The organism is Calothrix sp. CCY 0018 (genome assembly GCF_963920925.1).
Lineage (GTDB): Bacteria > Cyanobacteriota > Cyanobacteriia > Cyanobacteriales > Nostocaceae > Rivularia.
In genome coordinates this window covers 195,502-213,444 of the sequence record NZ_CAWUDI010000002.1, presented here as the reverse complement: position 1 = coordinate 213,444, position 17,943 = coordinate 195,502, and the positions used below count along the sequence as shown (strand labels likewise).

The window sequence follows — 17,943 nt, the reverse complement described above, 5'->3', positions numbered from 1 at the left end:
ATTTAATCGCGTTCTTCGTCTAATAGCACGCTCGTGATGTTTGAACGGGGAATTTCGATTACACGACCCTTTTTATTTAAGTAAACGCTTTTTTCATCCCGGCGAACCAGTTTACCATTCAACTCAGACTGTCCTTGATGAGGTGAAGAAGTGTAAACCTTAATCGGGAACCCTTTGAAAGTTAGGTATTCCCGGTCAGTCTGCAATTGTTGGGAAATACCGGGACTAGACACTTCCAATACATAAGCATCCGGAATAACTGACGCTGCATCCAAGCTTGCTTCTAAATTACGGCTCATACGCTCGCAATCATTCAAACTAGTATCGGTTATAGGATTACGGATGTCTACTCGCAATATTGGTGGGCTTTGATTAGTATGAAAAACCACTTTCACGACCTCTAGTTCAAGGTCTTCTGCTACTGGTGTCGCTAAATTAAGGATTTGGGGAACTAAAGGATGAGTCATGTGGCAATTCCAACAAAAAAAGTGGGCTATAACCCACTCCCTGCGATAAGTATATCTTCCAAGAAGTCTTACAACGAACCGTAAGAAAGTTCGTCCTTAATCTGAGTTTAGCGCATTTTTTCAAAATGCTTGCAGCAAAAAATGTACAATTACTTATAATCTGAGCTAATTTTAAGTTTAATAAATTTCCTGGAAAATATAGGGAATGGGGAAGGGAGAACGGGGAATAGGGAACGGAGAATAATAAGCAATTATCAATTATCAATTCACAACTCCTCACTCCTTACTCTTAACTTTTTATTCCGGAAGACTTCCTGATTACATTTGTATCTGCTAACAAGGGAACAGACACTCCTGAATGTAGATTTCTAGTTTGTTCGAGAATTTGCTCTATGTCTTCTTCGGAAAGCTGTTGAACGTAATTAATTTTAATTTCTTCTAAGAAGTCGATTAACAAGCTCTGAATTTCTGAAAGTACTTGCTTTTTTTGAATTTCCGAACTCAAAGATTTAGAGAAGCGTTTTACTAAATCACTTGAAAGTTTAGCAGAAACTGGGTCTTCTGTTGCCGATACTAAAGCATTGTAGAGATTTGTGGCAATTTGAGTTGCCAATTGTTGGCTTAACTGGCTTTGCATTTGTCCAAGTCCGGGTAGATTACCGAAATTGCGATAGATGGGAGACTGGTTAAATGCGCTATCTATATTGTGTCGCAAAAGAGCAATTATTTGCGGTTGAATTTTTGGTAGTACTTCACGAATAATTGTTTGTACAAAAATGGAGGCCAAGGCTTCTATTTCATCAACGTTATTGATATCTACATAAGGACGTAATGTTTGACTTTGTTGCAGCCAGCGAGTTAAGTTTCCTCGTTTAATTGAATTTTGAGTTTGATTTATCACCCGTATAACTACAATTTGCGTTATTTCTTCAGCAAAATTCGCTACAATGCCTTTTTGTGTTTGCTGTTTCAATCCTTGTAAATTTAATAACTTGGCTTTATCTAAACGAACTAACACAGGTATGATTCGTAGCGAACGCCAAAAAGGTAATATTAAAAATACATCGTACCAACGCCAAAAAATACAATCTAACCAACTAAATCCAGCGTGACGGCGTTTTATATAAAAACTACGCGCTAATAATTCAAGTAAAAATAAAATTACAAATGGTAAGTCAATTATCCAAAATTTATCTATAAATTCCCCATTTTCACCGATACTTCGATAATAGTTAGTCGCGATTAAGGGTTTAATTTGATTATTAAAAAAGTCCAGTTCTTTATCTAAACCTTCTTTTAATAAATATTCTTGACTCCAGAAAGTAGAAAAAGCGCCTTTTGAAGATTCATTCTGTAGGCGATCGCGCATCCGATTTTTGATTTTTTCCAAGGTACCGCTTTTTGAAGCTCCGGCAAATGGATTATCATCTATCATTTCTAGGCTTAAATCGCGTACTTCTTTCAACTTTGCTGCTGATTTTACCGATTTAATTCCTGTTACGCTTATTTGCTGCTCTAGTTTTTCTACGGTTCTTAAATAATTTTCAGTTTCTCGATGAGGCTCAATTCCTTTAATAGGGTCATATATTTCTTGGATTTGAGGCAAATTACGTAAATAAAAATCACGCCATCCAACGTAAGTTAAATTAAATAATACTAATCCTAAATTTACCGTAGCCATAAGCGCCATTACTCTTTCAAACCAAAGATTTCGCTTTTTTATAATTTTTGTCTTTTCCATTTTTTTTCAGTATTACTACATATATTTTATTAGATGTAACGTATTAGATTTCATCACTTTCGGTGAATCGAGAATGTTTATTACAAGTTAAAATAAATTGATTTAAGTGTAATTTGTATCACTGAAGATATTTACTTAATCCAAAATTATTTAACTATTTATACAAGCTTTTCAAGATACATCTATAGGAAGATGACAAAACAATTTATTGTTACTTATTTAAAATAATTACAGAAAGTTCAGATTGATGAAAAAAATTGATAAAAATAGCTTAAATAAACTTAGAATGCAGCTGTACGGCTTAAAAATACTGCCGATTTTAATAACTCGGAGTTTTAATCATGTGGTGTGAGTTTAGTAATAAGAACATTAGCGTAGCGGTTGCCTGCCTCATTGTAAGCGGTGCCGCAGTTTCAAGTACGGTTTTAGCTGCTCGTCAGCGCAATTATACTCCACGAGAATTTCGTTCCGTCTTATACGGATTGGGGTATAACGTCCAAGTCTCCGAAGACCCTCTGACAGATGCTCAAACCAGAAAAGCAATTCGCGAATTTCAGCGAGGATACAAGATAGGAATTGATGGTATAGCAGGGCCAAACACTCAAGATTTGGCTGCCGAAATTGTCAAAAGTCTTAAGTACAACTTGAACTTAGTCGCGAATCCCGATCCCAAGTTAACCATCAATCAGTTTTACGGACTAAGAACGCAAGAAGTAGTTAAGAAATATCAGGAACAGCTAGAAGTCGAACAAAGTGGAATCGCTGATTTAGCTTTGCGGCAAAGACTTAATCAGCAAGCGAAGGAAAATCCCGAACTTCCAACGCCAACACCAACAGCGACTCCAGAACCAACACCATCACCTACGGCGACACCTGAAGTCACCCCAACACCTGTAATACCAGAACCAACACCAATACCTACGGCGACACCTGAAGTAACGCCAATTCCAGAAGTAACACCAATTCCAGAACCAACACCATCACCAACAGCGACACCAGAAGTTACCCCAACACCTGTAATGCCAGAACCAACCCCAATACCTACCGAATCACCTGAAGACGAAGAAGAGGTAACACCAACTCCGACTCCTACGGAAACACCCAACTAGGATTTTGGATTGAGAGTTAGGAGTTAGGAGTTAGGAGTTAGGAGTTAGTTTGGTGCATCTTCCCCTTGTCCCCTTGTCTCCCTATCCCCCATCCCCCATCTTTCTAACCGTTCGGCTCTTCCATTGGTCTACCCTTGGGAACCGGAAGGAGCGGACGACGGTCATCATAAGGCATTGGGATGTACTGCACTGAAGGTCTTCCACCTTGCGGTTGCGGGTATAGCTCCATCAGGTCGTAGACTATTCGGGGCAGTCCGGCAGTGACGGGCAGCCCCATTTCCGTGGCTTCTTCTACGGTTATTGGGTAATCGTGGGTAACTTGTCCGGTTGTTAAAGCTTGGATAATTTTTTCGATATTTTCTGGTTTAACTTTTTCTTTGGGGATGCAGTCTTGAAGTAAAGTTCTGACGAAACGCTGTACTTGATTCATAGCTTTGCGCGACAAGTCAGCCATAATCAAGGTTTGGTCGTCAACTTCGCCGATGGGTTTATCTTCAACAACTTTGATGATACTCGCAGCAGGATAATTACCAAGCTGGGGATCGACAGGGCCAAGAACCGCATTTTCATCCATGACGATTTCATCGGCTGCCAGAGCAAGCATCGTACCGCCACTCATCGCATAATGCGGTACAAAAACTGTTACTTTGGCTTGATGGCGAATTAAAGCTCTGGCAATTTGTTCGGTCGCTAAAACCAAACCACCGGGAGTGTGCAATATTAGATCGATAGGAACATCTGATGGGGTTAAACGAATTGCTCGGAGAATTTTTTCAGAATCTTCGATGGTGATGTAACGCGAAATTGGTACGCCTAAAAAACTTATAGACTCTTGACGATGAATCAGTAGAATTGTGCGACTTTTACGGTTTTGCTGAAACTCATCAATACTGCGGAAACGACGATACTCCATTTTACGCTTCTGCCAAATCGGTTGTATGGAAGAAAGCAGTAGAAAAATCCACAATATATCGAAAATACGAAAATCCATAAGACTAACTGTTGAAATTTAACGGTTTCGTCATTCATTCTTGCAATTTTTAGTCAATTGGATGTCTATCTGGAGAGACAGTTATCAGTGAACAGTGAATAGTGAACAGTCAGGAGTTAGGAGTTAGGAGTTAAGAAAGATTACCAATTACCAATTACCAATTACCTCTCTCCCCATCTCTTCCTAACTACTGCTGTTGCCAAATTTTAATAGTGCCGTCATCGCTACCGCTAACTAAAGTCTGCCCGTTGGGACTTATGGCGATTGACCGAACATAATTAGAATGATCTCTCAAAGTACAGATTTCATTACCCGTAATTATTTGCCAAATTTTGATTGTATTGTCCCAACTACCGCTAACTAAAAATTCTTTATCTGGACTGAGTGTCACCGTCCAAACCGCATCATCGTGACCTTTGAAAGTACGAATTTCTCTACCCGTACTCGCTTGCCATAGCTTAATAGTATTGTCAGAACTACCACTAGCCAAAATTGTGCCATCTCGGCTGTAAGCTAGGGAATTTACGAATAAAGAATGACCATACAAAGTGCGAATTTCTCTACCAGTACTCGCTTGCCAAATTTTGATTGTGTAGTCAGCACTGGCACTAGCTAAAAAATCTCCATCTGGACTCCATGCGATCGAGGAAACTGAATCGGAATGTCCTGTAAAATTGTTAACTTCTTTATTGTCTATTACCTGCCAGAGTTTGATTCTAGAGTCAACGCTACTGCTTGCTAATATTTGATCTTTGGGATTAAAAGCAAGAGAATTTACGCAGCTATTATGACCTTTTAAATGGCTAATTTGTTTACCAGTACTTACAGACCATAATTTGATAGTTTCATCCCAACTACCACTAGCAAGAATCTCTCCATCATGGCTGAAAGCGAGGGTGTCAACTATACCTGAATGACCGGAAAACCAGCGCCCAAGTTGACGCAGCAGTTTTCCACTTTGAAGTTCCCATAATTTGATAGTTTTGTCGCTGCTACCGCTAGCAATAATTTTACCGTCGGGACTGATGGTAACTGAATGAACCATACTGGTATGTTCTTTAAGGGTATTTACGCATTTCCAACTATAAGGAAGCAGGGATTTCGGAGCGGGTGTAATAACTTGCGTTGGGGGTATTATCCCAAAATTCTGTTTCTCATCAATGGTTTTTTCTAGTAATTGCAACCACTCATGCACTGATTGCGGGCGATAGTCGGCATTTAACGCCATTCCGCGCATTATTGCTTGGTTTGTTCGATCGCTGATATGAGGATTTAAGTCTTGTGGTGGTTTGAGTAAAATGTGTTGATTTCTGTTCTCGGCACTTGTAGGAGTAACTCCTGTAAGTAAAGTGTATAAGGTGGCTGCTAAAGCATAAACATCAATAAATTCTCCCCGTGGTGCTTCAATTTGGTATTGTTCTGGTGGGGCAAAACCGGGAGTATGATAAATTGTATGTTTTTGCACCTCATTAGGAATAAATTCTCTAGCTATACCAAAGTCAATTAATACAGCTTCTGTTTTATTTTGGCGGATAATAATGTTGCTGGGCTTGATGTCTCGATGTAGCAAACCTCGACGATGAATCACTTTTAATGCATCACCAATTTGCTGAATGTATTGCAGCGCTTCAGTTTCAGATAATATTCCCATTCGTCGTAAATATTTACTTAAATCTGCGCCTTCAATGTACTCCATCGCAATACAAGGCAAATTTTCTTCTTCAAAAATAGTTTTTATCTTAACTATATGTGGATGAAGACATACGGATAATCTTACTGCTTCATCGCGAAAGTCTTGTTGTATTTTTTTGAGATAAGGTTTCCAAGCGGGATTGTCAAGAATATCTTCTCGAAGCGTTTTGATAACTCGGAGTTCGCTACGTTGGTTTTTTGCAAGATAGGTTACACCTATTCCACCTTCACCGAGTTTCTTTTCAATGATGTAGCGATTTCCAGATAAGCTTTGCCCCCTTTGCCAAGCCATTAGTGAAAATTGTAAAGTTGCTGGTATTCATTTTTGCATAAATTTTATGTTTGGGTAAGAAGATTTCATGAGGTTTAAGTAAATCAGATCATCTCTGTGGGGTTGGTAAGAGGGGTATAAGTAGGATCTAACGAAAAAAAGCAATTCAAAAGAGAAAAAATAAAGGTAGGGTAAATTTTTCATAAATAGGGTTGTGGTATTTACGGATTATTGATTGAATTAGCACATACCATACATGACTTACAATTCAAAAGCCAAAAATGTTTTGCAGCTAAGACACCGTTATCAAGATAATAGATAACTTGTTTTTCGATCTTTCTTTATTTTTGGAATATTGCAGTTTCAGTGTCTAGATTGATTACTTGCTGTTGACTTTAGTTAAAAGCAAGTTTATCTAAATTAATTAAAATCACAAGGAGTGAATAAGCAGATGAAAAATCAATACAGGTATTTATTAGGATTAGCTGTAGCTACAATTTTCTTCGGAATAATTAATCCAGTACAAGCAGCTACTTTATTTCGCACAACATTAAATTCAAGATTAGTCCCAAATGTAGAGTCTAGTGCTACAGGGAATGCGAAATTTACTTTAAATGATGCTGAAGATACACTGGAGTACGAAATTGAAATTATGGGAGGTATAGCTAATTTAGGGGACGAAAATTCGGGGAATAAAGTCACTAAAGTCCATCTTCATGTAATCGAAGGTGATGAATTTAGAAATGGTCAAATATTCGATGACGGCAAACACGTTTTTAATGTATTAACCCCCGATGATAATGACTTACAAATAATTCAAGGTGATGGAAAAGTTACCTTTAAAGGTATGTGGGATGCAAACGATTTTGTTCCTGAAAATCCGGGATTACTTGATAACAGGAAATTAACAACTCAATTAGGTAATTTATTTGCTGGTAATCTATTTGTAAATATTCACACCGCAAACAATCCTAGTTCCGAAATTCGAGGGATAATTAAACAAGTGCCGGAATACAATGGTTCTTTAGGTCTTCTGATTGCAGGCTGCACTTATCTATTATGGAATCAGAAGAAATTAAATAAAACTGAAAACTGATTCGCTCGCAGATAATAAACTCAAGAAGTAACAAGATAATGCTCATAATAATGCTCATAAATTTCTTTATGAGCTTTCGAGCCTTTATCTTTTTATTTTGTAGTCTGTTAGGCTTCACCTAAAGGGTGCCGATCGGCTTGTCTGTAAAGGGGGTGCATCTTATGCGAAATACCTTAATACAGCGGTTTTCATTGAGTCAAATGGCATCTTTATCTATTCTAAATGTTACATTTTTTAAAATTTTGTGATTGTTCAAAGCGCTATATTTATGATGAAGTTAATGTTACTCATGACTTAAAAATTTTGTTTAAAATTTGAGATTTTTATATGCAAACAAGACCTTTTATATTTATGCTCAGAAATTTGCAAATAAAACAAAAATTTACAGTATTACTGCTGTTTGTTTTGCTTGTGGGCATTAGTATCAGCGGCTTAGCTCTATCTTTCGTACTTAGGCAAAATGCTCAACTTGAAGTTGAGAACACAGCTTTAATTTTGATGGAAACGATGAGTTCGATTCGTAATTATACTAGTACCCAAATAAATCCAGAATTGCAAGAGCAATTGGTAACAAATTTTTTACCCCAAAGCGTACCTGCTTATTCGGCTAGAGAAGTATTTGAAAACCTACGAAGTAAAGGAGAATATAAAGATTTTTTCTATAAAGAAGCGACTCTAAACCCGACTAATCTTCGAGATAAAGCTGACACTTTTGAAGCCAAAATTGTTGAGCGTTTCAAGGATCAAGGAAAAACCGAATTGAGCGGTTTTCGTTCGCTTCCTGGTGGAGATATTTTCTATATTGCTCGTCCGTTAGCAGTAACAGAAGAAAGTTGCTTGGTGTGTCATAGCACAGTTGATGTTGCACCTAAGAGTATGATACAGCGTTATGGTACCGCTCATGGATTTGGATGGAAGTTAAATGAAATAATCGGCGCTCAAATCATTTCAGTACCAGCAGATAGAGTCATTCAAAAAGCGAATAAATCATCTGTTGTAATCATTGGGATTGTATCTATTATTTTTGTGACAGTTATTGTCTTAGTAAATGTATTCTTAAATAGACAAGTTATACTTCCTCTCAAACGTATTACCCGCGTGGCTGAAGAAGTTAGTACCGGACATATGGAAGTCGATTTTGACCAGGTATCTAATGACGAAATCGGTAATCTTGCCAGAGCCTTTAAAAGGATGAAACTAAGTTTAGAAATGGCTATGAAGAGACTTAAAAATTCAGGTGGTACGAATAGAAATACAGCAGAATAATTAGCAAATAGATTATATCTAATTGACTCTACGGAAATATTACGGCGAACAAAATTAATTGATCGTGCCGTACTTCTTATGCTAATTTAATAGTTGTAAAATAGGGAATAGGGAAAAAAGACCACATTAGTAAATAATGTTAGTTTTTGAAGCCGATAATCTTTGTATAGTAATTAACGAGGCACTTTACACAAAGATTTTAGCATATTAGGTACGGCTATAACCAATTAATTTAACAAAAAATAGTAAGATGCTGATAATGAATAATTTAGGTTTTTTAACTCGTAAACTTTTATAAATAAGAGATGAAAATTAGATGTTTAATAATTTTAAATAATTTTAAGAAAACATCCGCCGTGTAAACTCAATCGCCATTTGAGAATCAGGAATTTCTCTTGCTAATAGTTCTACTAGTTGATGGGGAGTTGAACGAGGATTTTTTGCTAGTATATCTTCTATAATAAAATTTGCCATTGGACCAATATAGTAAGCTAACTGTTGATGACAATTTTCTATAAAGGAAGGGTTTAGCAGGTTTACCTGTTCTTGATTATCGATGTTGTCCCGATTATTAATTGAGTTAACTACTGTTTGTTGGATTTGGTTCTCAGAGGGGGGTATTGTAGGAGTTAGCTTAGAGTTAGGATAAACTAATGTCGCAGGTGTTGGAAAAGTCTCTGGGGATGATGAAAATGCTTGCGATTCACCTAGCTGTTCGAGTTGTGTCAAAACTTCTCTAGTTGTTTGGAATCGTGCTTTAGGAGTATCTGCCAACATTCTATCGAGTATCCGCGCGAAAGCATCGCTAATATTAGCATATATTCGCCAGTTCCAATCGAGTGAATATTGGTCTATCAAGTTAGTTGGGCTTTTAGCAGTAAGCAATACTATAGCCGTTACTCCTAATGCGTAAATATCGCTGCTTGGAGAACACAAACCCAAACTAATTTGTTCTCGGGGAGCATATCCTACTTTTCCGACAAGAGACATATTACCAGCAAATTCTGTTTGATTTATTTGAGTAGCTTCGTTGAGTTGAGCTATTTGTTTTCCTACACCAAAATCAATCAACACGGGTAAATCTCCGTTTTCAGGCAACATTATATTATCAGGAGAAATATCTCGATGAATGACTTGATGTTGATGGACGTATTCCAAAACTTGTAATAAGTTTTTCAACCAAAATATTACTTCATTTTCAGAAAATGTTGTTCCTTGGTGCTGCCGTTCTTGTAATAACCTTGAATAAGTTTTACCATTTACATATTCTTGCACTAGAAATAACCGACTTTCTCCTTCAAAACAAGCTAAAAAGCGTGGTATTTGAGGATGTTCTAATTTATGAAGAATTTTTGCTTCTCTTTTAAACAAATCGCGACATTTTTCTAGTCCACCGTTACCAGTACCGAAGGGAGCAAATTCTTTTAAGACGCAAGGTTCATTAAAACGACGGGTATCATGTGCTAAGTAAGTTCGTCCAAGTCCCCCTTGTCCTAACATCATTTGAATAATATACCGGCTATCAACTAAAGTCCCGGAAGCTATTTCTGGTTTGGTCATAGGGGGCACAGACATTTACTTTCCACTCCTAGAAGTTGCTCTATCTATTGATTTATTAGTCATGAAGTCCGACTTTATGCAGATAAATTCCCCATACCGCATTTTTTTCATAGAAAAGGAAATTTTTAAGGAAGATTATTTTCAGCTTCTCATTTTTTTAAGTTCCATCTCTTGACTTTAGACAAAATTTTATTTTTAATTCGCTTCCAATTATTTAATGATTTCAATCAATAATAATTAAGTATAATTGAGAACTTATAAAACTCAGTTAAATTCAGGTTTAGATTTTTTGAAGGTTGAGTGGATTTGTTAACTATCTCAATTATCTATCAATATAAATTTGAGACATTTCGCCAAAACTTCATAAAAATTTATTAAAAATTGTAAAAGTTAATTAATTAGTTTTGTCTGTGTTACTAGAGGTCTTTGGTAGCAAAACAGCAGGTGTTTCCTTAACCCGTAGTTCTAAAGGTTTAACTTTTTTAATTAGCTGAATAAATTGCTTGTATTGAGGAACTTTGACACTGGGAATATAACCTGCATCTGCTGTCATATCTGCTGAAGCTTCACTCATAAATTGCCGGATTTGTTTTTCGCGATTTCGTTCAACATTTGGTGATAGCAGTACTAATCCTGGCGGAATCCAACGACTGGTATGTATAATTCTAAACTTTGTTTGGCTAAATTGCCGTTTATAAACTTCAAAGTTCTTTTCAGATAAAGCAATAGCATCAACGCTAGCTTCTTCTAGCCATTGGAGTGCTGTTTTAGGAGTGGGAGCAAAACGGATTTCACCCAGAGTTAAACCGTAAAGATCGTATAAAGGAACATAATAGCCAGCAGCAGAACCTATTTGACCTAAAGCAAGAGTTTTATTCGCTAAATCTGGAATTTCTTTAATTGGACTATCGTCTCGGACTATCAGTAACGAACGCTGTCTGCTACTGACTTCACCCATTGAAAATAGAGGTTCGTAAAGTTGTTGATCGATGGCGATCGCCGCTAAACCTGGGGGTGCAAAAACAATGTCCCAGCGGTTGCGACTGATTTGGTCGATAGCTTGTAGTTCGTTGTAAGCTGGTTCTAATTCTACAATTGACTTTGTTTGTAATGCTATGTAGTTTTTAAAGCGCTCGTATTTATCGAGTGAAATATCTTCTTCTCCATAGCTGACTACGCCTATATTCACTTTTTCTGGGAGTATATTCGAGGATTCGCATCCAAATAGCAAAAGTGTAAGTAATATTAAAAATCTAAATCGCACAAACCCACGTGCAAACATACTTTTTTCTAAGTTTACTTAAATATTAGTTAAATAGCTGCATATTTAATTATCGAAATTCACAAATAGTTTCAGAACTTAATGTTTCATAATATATTCATAATGTAAACGTGTTATTTCAAAATACCTATTGACTAACATAGGCGATATCTGCTTTTTTTAAGTAAATAGATATAAATTATTACAAAATTAGTTCATAATCAGACAATTATAGTCTCGTGCCTCTACGGAAAATATTTTTTTGAGATGTAACTATTTTTGCTATCTTGAAATAATAAAATTTTGTATCTATTAATGTCAAGTTAATTTAGTAATTCTTTAATCTAAATAAATCCAAAATTCCTGCATAAACGCATCCGTTGTTAAAATCCAAAATCCAAATGACTCATAGCTTTGACAAACCAACGCTTGTAAGTCCCGAACCTTATTTAGAATTAAATAATCAAGGTCAAATTTTACGACTTTATCTGAAGGAAGATGAGCATCGCTTGGGACGCGGGCTTGAATGGGCCGATTTAGATGTTCCTGTGGGTTGGGAAGTAGTTTCTAGAAAGCAAGCTGTTTTAAAAAAAGAAGGAAAAGATTATCGGCTTTTTGATGGCGATCGCAAAATAGCCAGCCGTAACGGTATTTTGATTGATGGAAACCGAATTGATCCAACGGGCTGCTTACTAAAGGATGGATTGCAACTTCAAATCGGACAATCAATTCACAACCAAATTCAGTTAACGTACTGTCACCCAACTGACATTCCGATGGCTATACCCAGCAATCGGCGTTTGATTTTCAAAGGCTTGAAGCAATCTCCTATCCAGTTAGGACGTGCTGCTAAACCTGATGATTACTCGTCAATGCAGTTGGATGCACCTACTGTATCCCGCATCCACGCAACTCTTTTACCGGATGGCCAAGGTGGTTATTTTCTTCAAGATTCCAGCAGCAACGGTACTTTTGTTGACGGCGAACGAATTTCTAAACGGGTAAAATTAAGCAATGGTAGCAAAATTCAAATTGGTCCGTTTTCTCTACTTTATACGAAAGAATATTTAGAATTATTAAATAATGGCAGCCAAGTTCGCCTTGATGTTCAGCAGTTACGGCGAATTGTCAAAGTAAAAGGCGGCGCTCAAAAAGCTATCCTTGATGATGTTTCTTTGGTAATTGAAACTGGACAGTTAGTGGCTTTAGTGGGTGGAAGCGGTGCTGGTAAGTCCACTTTGATGAAATCCTTGTTGGGAATTGCCCCCGTGACATCGGGTTCGGTATATCTGAACGGAGATAATTTACGCAAAAATTGGGCTGTTTATCGCTCTCAAATTGGTTACGTACCTCAAGATGACATCGTACATCCAGATTTACGTGTAGAAGAAGTTTTAGCTTATGCCTGTAAATTAAGACTTCCCCCCGATACGGATGTGAAAGAAGTAGTAGAAAGAACTCTCGACCAAATTAAATTAACTCACGTTAGAACTAATTTTATTAGCAACCTGAGTGGAGGACAGCGCAAGCGGGTAAGTATTGGTGTCGAATTACTCGCCGATCCCAAATTATTCTTTCTTGACGAACCCACGTCTGGACTCGATCCCGGCTTGGATAAAGAGATGATGCGGTTATTGCGGGAGTTAGCAGACCAAGGACGAACGGTAATATTAGTTACTCATGCCACCGCGAATATTGAAGTTTGCGACAGAATCACCTTTATGGGTAGAGGTGGCAAATTATGTTACTACGGGCCTCCAAATGAAGCGCTAAATTACTTTGAAATGCCGTCGAACGAATTAAAATACTTTTCCGATATTTATATCAAATTAGATCAAGGAGGAAGTCCTAAAGAAGTAATAGAAACAGTAGAATATTGGTCGCAAAGATATCAAAATTCACCATTATTTAAAAAATATGTTGGGAATTTAATCAAACCAGGCAAAGATACCAAAAAGAAACCCGACGATAAAATTCATACTGGCATATCTCCATTCAAACAGTTGATATTACTGAGCCAGCGATATTTCCAATTAGTGGCTAGAGATAGCGCCAGTTGGATATTTGCTTTGATATCCGGACCAATTGCGATCGCGCTAACGGCTTGGATATTAAGAAACGAAACTCCCCTACGTAAGTTAGATCCATTAGAGATTACTCAAGGTCCTTTAGCACTCAAAGTATTATTTATCTTTGCCTGTATTGGTATTTGGGTAGGACTTTCAAGTTCGGTAAGGGAAATTGTCAAGGAATCTGCTATTTATGCCAGAGAGAGGCTGATTAATTTGGGTTTGCTACCTTATTTAGCTTCTAAAGTTTTCATACGTGGGGGTTTAACTTTTTTACAAACTTTATTGATTGTAATAACCGTTGTAATTGGTTTCAAATCGCCAGAATATAATCTCATGCCTTGGCCATTGGGCTTAGGAATCACAACTTTTTTAACATTGCTGGCAAGCGTTAGTCTCAGCTTAATGATTTCCGCAGCAGTCAAAAATGAAAACGAAGCCAACAGCATACTTCCTTTAATAATGATTCCTCAGATAATTCTTTCTGGGGTGCTATTTGAACTAGAAGGATTATCGGGAAAACTTGGCTGGCTAACCATTAGCAGATGGTCGATGGGTGCTTACGGTGCCTTAGTTGACGTTAACGAAATGGTTCCAGCAGCGACTCCTGGGGCACCTTCATTAGACGATATTTTTGCCACATCTTCAGTGTATGACGCGACTTTAAATAATTTAGGATTGAATTGGGGAATTCTCAGCTTGCATACGTTAGTTTATTTGATTATCGCTTTAGTGTTACTCAAGCGGAAAGATATTGTATAGGTAGTAGGGAATAGGGGATGGGGAATGGGGCATGGGTAATTAGTAATGGGTAATGGGTAATTGGTAATTGGTAATTGGTAATGGGGTAGTTCACAAGAGCTAACAGGGAGCAAGATGCGAACATTATAATTGTTTTGCTTTATAAATGTTCATCATCTTCCCCATCCCCCCATCCCCCCATCTCCCCATCTCCCCATCTCCGCAACTCCCCAACAACTGGATGCAACAGGGAAGCCTACCTTAAACTAAAGTATAGGAGTGTAATTATTGACTCTTATACTAAATCATGGTAGAAAATATTCTTTTTTTGGAGTAGATAAAAATGGGTGGAGTTTTCGCTGGTTTACTGATTGTCGCTTACGTAGGCGGTGTTTGGAAGTTTTGGACTGGATTTAGAAAAACTAATTTCAGCAACAGCTTAACAAATCGTCTTGCTTTATCACTGCTATGGCCAGCTTGCTTTGTTGGTAGTAAATCCTATCGTAGAAATTTTACAAAAGCCCTCAAAGGTTAGCAATTTAATTTACGTTTGTCCCAAATATATGAGGCAAAATAAAATTGTCAGAAGAATAAAATCTCTGGCATTTTTTTTATCAAAACAGTTTGCAGTGTTCGTATCTTGCTTCCTATTTACTGATATCTTGCACCAATGTCGTTAAGCCTTCACAACCGCCTTGAAATAAATTTCAAGGCTAATATACAAAGTAAGTTAAAACGTACTAAAAGCGATGCTTAGTCTTCTAAAGAAGACTTTGTGTATTAGCCTAAGAATTTATTCTAAGGCGGTTGTTGAGAATGGTACAAGATGTCAGTTTACCAATCCCCAATCCCCTATCTTTTCCGCCTTCTTTTAATAACTTGCTCGCGTACTTGTTGATTTAATAAATAACCAAAACCAGCTTTTTCTAAACGATGAACAAATTGATCGTAATTGTTCCCTAATGCTTTAGCAGTCGCATCAATATTCCAATTATGTTCGGCTAATTTACTAAGTAAGTAAACCCGCTTGGTTTGTGCGGTAGATAAACGGAAGGTTTTTAAATACTCTAATTCTCCATCTTCTCTAGTAATTGCTTCTCCAATATGATTTTCTTCTTTAAGCTGTATATCAGTAATAAAACGCTGCAATCGAAATGGTCCGGCATTGTAAACTATTTTAGATTGCAATTGACGACCTAAAATTCCTTCAGCCATAAAACCTTGAAAAGAAGCCCAATCCGTTCGCATTTTTTCTATCGCTAATCTCAAACTTGCTAAATCATTAATTTCCGATTCATTTATAGATACATCCATAGGAAAAGTTGTATCGTAAAGCAAACCGTATTGATAAATTAATTCACCGTAAAAATCTTCTAATAAACTCGCGTGTAGCAAACGATAATCTTCTGGAGTTGGAACTACAAAAGCCGATGCTAAAGCTTCCGCGACAAAAATTAAAACTCCTACCTGTTTGGGATAAATTTCAAATACTCGTATAGCATCTTCTAATCTAGCAATATAACGTCCTTCTACAGCAGTTTCGTAACGACAACCTAACCCATGTGAAAGAGCATACTTAGAATATTCGCTCCAAGCAATATCGGGGCCAGAAAAGAACATGGAAAGAAAACCTTCCATCGCCAAATGTAGCGGTAAGAATCTTAATTGATGATTTGACTCTCGCTTTCTCATGCGATGCATTAAACGCACGCTAGCACAACCGTAATCAAGTCGTTTACCGTCAGATTTTGATTTATGCATTTGTCCGCCGAAAGCAGCTAACGGGCTACCATCATCAGTCCAAGACATCACTAACCCGTGAGGAACGTAAGAATAATAGTTAATATCTTTTTCTAAAGAAACAACAGCTAAATCTTCATCATAAGAACGTTTCATTAAACGTAAATCGCTGCGTACATTTCGTCTGAGCAGCGGCACAATTCGCACCGCACCACGCACTTGAGAACAAGCGATTTCTAATCCTTGAAGCGATATATCTGTTAGTAAGTTCTTTTTTTGTGCCACGGTATAAAACTTAGGAGTTAAGAATTATTAGTTAGGAATTTTATTAGTTCGTAGTTGCGCTTTAGCGCTTCTTCTAGGAGGCGCTAAAGCGCAACTACAAACCTAATTCATATTTCGATATTCGCAACATTACATTTTTTATGATGAAGCTGTTCAATTTTTTACTAAAATATTTAGCCCCGATCAGAATTCAAAAAGCTAAAGCTTTTACTATGAACTTCCAAATAATCTTCCAACTCTGATAAAGAAGCAGAACCATTTGCAAATTGAGCAAAACCCAACATAGTTGGTAAATCTTCAGCATCTCGCAATCCAACGGTGGGAATATCGGCACACAATGAACGCACGGAAAAGTCGTCTGAGTTGAAAACTGGATTGCAGTGAACTATTGATGTACGATTGTTGGGATCTAAACGATTCCGAAAAATCCTTAATACCTGCGCGGCTCCGCATGGTGGGTAATTTTCGCAACCATCGGATACAATTACTACTAAGTCTGCACCCCACTCCAACGCATCTAATAAAGGTGTTGCTAAGTCGGATTGTCCGCGAGGACTTACTTGTAATGGTTCTGCTGGTGGTAGCGTCCAAAAATCTTGATATTCCTTAGATGCGGCTTTTAAGAAATAGTGAGTAGCTAAAGCTACACCCAATGGACGACGGCGCTTTTCGGAGGAACCATAACTGGAGTAGCTGCAATCTAAAACCGCTGCGACTCTTGTTAATTTCATTGGTGCTTTTTTGAATATTTTTTGAGCCGATTTTTCTAAAGCTAGATTGAGAATATGCCGTTTTTGTCTTCGAGTTTCCACGGGTAAGGAAAGTATATATAAAGCTAATTTGGTTAAAGGAAGTCGAGCTAAATCTAAATCAATTTTTATTTCAGCACTACAAGCCGCATTTTGGAAACGTAATTTTTCATTTAAAGTCATCCTTTCTTGGATGCGCGACAAGAAAACTTCTCGTTTAATTTTATGCTTTGCTGCTAAACCTTCAGCAACAGTAAAAGGCAATTGGTAAACTGCTTCAGCGCTAAAATGAGCTTGACGAAAATTTTCAAATAATTCTGTTTGGTATACTTTTTGCTTCCAGTTACGAAACAGAAAATTACTTAATTCTCCTTGAAGTTTCAAGTGTGCGTGAGTAACTATTGCCCGTACTTTAGAGCGATATTTCACCGCATCAAAATCAATGTTACGGCGATAATTCATATAATCGCGGGCGATCGCCCGACTGCGACGGTTGTTAATTTTTCGTTGTCTCAACTGCTGCAATACGGACCAAGCACGCTGCGGCGGTAATTGTTGCAGTGCCCAAGCAATCAATGCGCCTTCTTCTTGCCGATGCTGTACAGATGTATTTTTTCCCGTAGCCAATAGATTTAAAATTATTTGTACTTGATTAAAATGATTAATTCCTGCTGCCAAAGTCCGAGCATAAAGCAATCGGTAATTACCTAAAATATATTGATGTAGAAAGTCAATTGAAACCTTCTGTCCGTAAGCATCATCATAAAATTCTCGCTGTCCCGTACAGGATAAACAAGCATTAATAAACATAACCAAATCTTCCCGCGCAACAATTTCCGCACGGTTATTTGAAATAGAAATCATGGAAATTGGGAATTGGTAATTGGTAATTGTGAATGGGGAAT

General features: G+C 37.4%; 13 protein-coding genes. 5 read left to right on the top strand and 8 right to left on the bottom strand.

Going from position 1 to position 17,943, the window contains the following annotated elements; all coding sequences use genetic code 11:
- Nucleotides 1-2: 2 nt before the first annotated feature.
- On the bottom strand, nucleotides 3-467 hold the full coding sequence (gene rimP / locus ACM03V_RS02400; RefSeq protein WP_414619147.1) for a ribosome maturation factor RimP: 465 nt from the start codon (nucleotides 465-467) through the stop codon (nucleotides 3-5).
- Nucleotides 468-756: 289 nt separating this feature from the next.
- On the bottom strand, nucleotides 757-2,208 hold the full coding sequence (locus ACM03V_RS02395; protein WP_414619146.1) for a hypothetical protein: 1,452 nt from the start codon (nucleotides 2,206-2,208) through the stop codon (nucleotides 757-759).
- Nucleotides 2,209-2,549: 341 nt separating this feature from the next.
- On the opposite strand from ACM03V_RS02395, the gene ACM03V_RS02390 reads away from it, so the two are divergent.
- Entirely contained in the window at nucleotides 2,550-3,317 is a 768-nt protein-coding gene (locus ACM03V_RS02390; protein ID WP_414619145.1) for a peptidoglycan-binding protein, read from the top strand.
- A gap of 103 nt (nucleotides 3,318-3,420) precedes the next feature.
- On the opposite strand, the gene ACM03V_RS02385 is transcribed toward ACM03V_RS02390, so the two are convergent.
- Together ACM03V_RS02385 and ACM03V_RS02380 are read right to left on the bottom strand one after the other, a co-directional pair.
- A complete protein-coding gene (locus tag ACM03V_RS02385; protein WP_414619144.1) occupies nucleotides 3,421-4,308 on the bottom strand; it encodes an SDH family Clp fold serine proteinase in 888 nt (295 codons plus the stop codon).
- Between the two features lie 187 nt (nucleotides 4,309-4,495).
- The gene (locus ACM03V_RS02380; RefSeq protein ID WP_414619143.1) at nucleotides 4,496-6,292 is read right to left on the bottom strand and encodes a protein kinase domain-containing protein; all 1,797 of its coding nucleotides are present in this window, start codon (nucleotides 6,290-6,292) and stop codon (nucleotides 4,496-4,498) included.
- 430 nt (nucleotides 6,293-6,722) lie between these two features.
- Here ACM03V_RS02380 and ACM03V_RS02375 point away from each other — a divergent pair, with 430 nt between their 5' ends.
- Both ACM03V_RS02375 and ACM03V_RS02370 read left to right on the top strand, forming a co-directional pair.
- Nucleotides 6,723-7,367 carry a CHRD domain-containing protein gene (locus ACM03V_RS02375; protein WP_414619142.1) on the top strand — a complete coding sequence of 215 codons (645 nt, stop codon included), beginning with the start codon at nucleotides 6,723-6,725 and terminating at the stop codon, nucleotides 7,365-7,367.
- Between the two features lie 351 nt (nucleotides 7,368-7,718).
- The gene (locus tag ACM03V_RS02370; RefSeq protein ID WP_414619199.1) at nucleotides 7,719-8,633 is read left to right on the top strand and encodes a c-type heme family protein; all 915 of its coding nucleotides are present in this window, start codon (nucleotides 7,719-7,721) and stop codon (nucleotides 8,631-8,633) included.
- A gap of 339 nt (nucleotides 8,634-8,972) precedes the next feature.
- Here ACM03V_RS02370 and ACM03V_RS02365 read toward each other — a convergent pair whose 3' ends face one another.
- Together ACM03V_RS02365 and ACM03V_RS02360 are read right to left on the bottom strand one after the other, a co-directional pair.
- The gene (locus ACM03V_RS02365) at nucleotides 8,973-10,208 is read right to left on the bottom strand and encodes a protein kinase domain-containing protein (RefSeq protein WP_414619141.1); all 1,236 of its coding nucleotides are present in this window, start codon (nucleotides 10,206-10,208) and stop codon (nucleotides 8,973-8,975) included.
- A gap of 379 nt (nucleotides 10,209-10,587) precedes the next feature.
- Entirely contained in the window at nucleotides 10,588-11,475 is an 888-nt protein-coding gene (locus tag ACM03V_RS02360) for a phosphate/phosphite/phosphonate ABC transporter substrate-binding protein (RefSeq protein ID WP_414619140.1), read from the bottom strand.
- Between the two features lie 380 nt (nucleotides 11,476-11,855).
- Between ACM03V_RS02360 and ACM03V_RS02355 the strand changes: the two genes are divergently transcribed.
- Together ACM03V_RS02355 and ACM03V_RS02350 are read left to right on the top strand one after the other, a co-directional pair.
- Nucleotides 11,856-14,285 carry an ATP-binding cassette domain-containing protein gene (locus tag ACM03V_RS02355; RefSeq protein ID WP_414619139.1) on the top strand — a complete coding sequence of 810 codons (2,430 nt, stop codon included), beginning with the start codon at nucleotides 11,856-11,858 and terminating at the stop codon, nucleotides 14,283-14,285.
- A gap of 322 nt (nucleotides 14,286-14,607) precedes the next feature.
- The gene (locus ACM03V_RS02350) at nucleotides 14,608-14,799 is read left to right on the top strand and encodes a hypothetical protein (protein WP_414619138.1); all 192 of its coding nucleotides are present in this window, start codon (nucleotides 14,608-14,610) and stop codon (nucleotides 14,797-14,799) included.
- 317 nt (nucleotides 14,800-15,116) lie between these two features.
- On the opposite strand, the gene ACM03V_RS02345 is transcribed toward ACM03V_RS02350, so the two are convergent.
- Nucleotides 15,117-16,289, bottom strand: coding sequence for an ARPP-2 domain-containing protein (locus tag ACM03V_RS02345; protein ID WP_414619137.1), 1,173 nt, complete (start codon nucleotides 16,287-16,289; stop codon nucleotides 15,117-15,119).
- Between the two features lie 173 nt (nucleotides 16,290-16,462).
- Nucleotides 16,463-17,902, bottom strand: a complete 1,440-nt coding sequence (locus ACM03V_RS02340; protein WP_414619136.1) for a hypothetical protein — start codon at nucleotides 17,900-17,902, stop codon at nucleotides 16,463-16,465.
- Between the last annotated feature and the right edge of the window lie 41 nt (nucleotides 17,903-17,943).

Coding starts and splice junctions, on each gene's coding strand:
- rimP (WP_414619147.1), bottom strand. CDS start 467: ATGACTCATCCTTTAGTTCCCCAAATCCTTAATTTAGCGACACCAGTA.
- ACM03V_RS02395 (WP_414619146.1), bottom strand. CDS start 2,208: ATGGAAAAGACAAAAATTATAAAAAAGCGAAATCTTTGGTTTGAAAGA.
- ACM03V_RS02390 (WP_414619145.1), top strand. CDS start 2,550: ATGTGGTGTGAGTTTAGTAATAAGAACATTAGCGTAGCGGTTGCCTGC.
- ACM03V_RS02385 (WP_414619144.1), bottom strand. CDS start 4,308: ATGGATTTTCGTATTTTCGATATATTGTGGATTTTTCTACTGCTTTCT.
- ACM03V_RS02380 (WP_414619143.1), bottom strand. CDS start 6,292: ATGGCTTGGCAAAGGGGGCAAAGCTTATCTGGAAATCGCTACATCATT.
- ACM03V_RS02375 (WP_414619142.1), top strand. CDS start 6,723: ATGAAAAATCAATACAGGTATTTATTAGGATTAGCTGTAGCTACAATT.
- ACM03V_RS02370 (WP_414619199.1), top strand. CDS start 7,719: ATGCTCAGAAATTTGCAAATAAAACAAAAATTTACAGTATTACTGCTG.
- ACM03V_RS02365 (WP_414619141.1), bottom strand. CDS start 10,208: ATGTCTGTGCCCCCTATGACCAAACCAGAAATAGCTTCCGGGACTTTA.
- ACM03V_RS02360 (WP_414619140.1), bottom strand. CDS start 11,475: ATGTTTGCACGTGGGTTTGTGCGATTTAGATTTTTAATATTACTTACA.
- ACM03V_RS02355 (WP_414619139.1), top strand. CDS start 11,856: ATGACTCATAGCTTTGACAAACCAACGCTTGTAAGTCCCGAACCTTAT.
- ACM03V_RS02350 (WP_414619138.1), top strand. CDS start 14,608: ATGGGTGGAGTTTTCGCTGGTTTACTGATTGTCGCTTACGTAGGCGGT.
- ACM03V_RS02340 (WP_414619136.1), bottom strand. CDS start 17,902: ATGATTTCTATTTCAAATAACCGTGCGGAAATTGTTGCGCGGGAAGAT.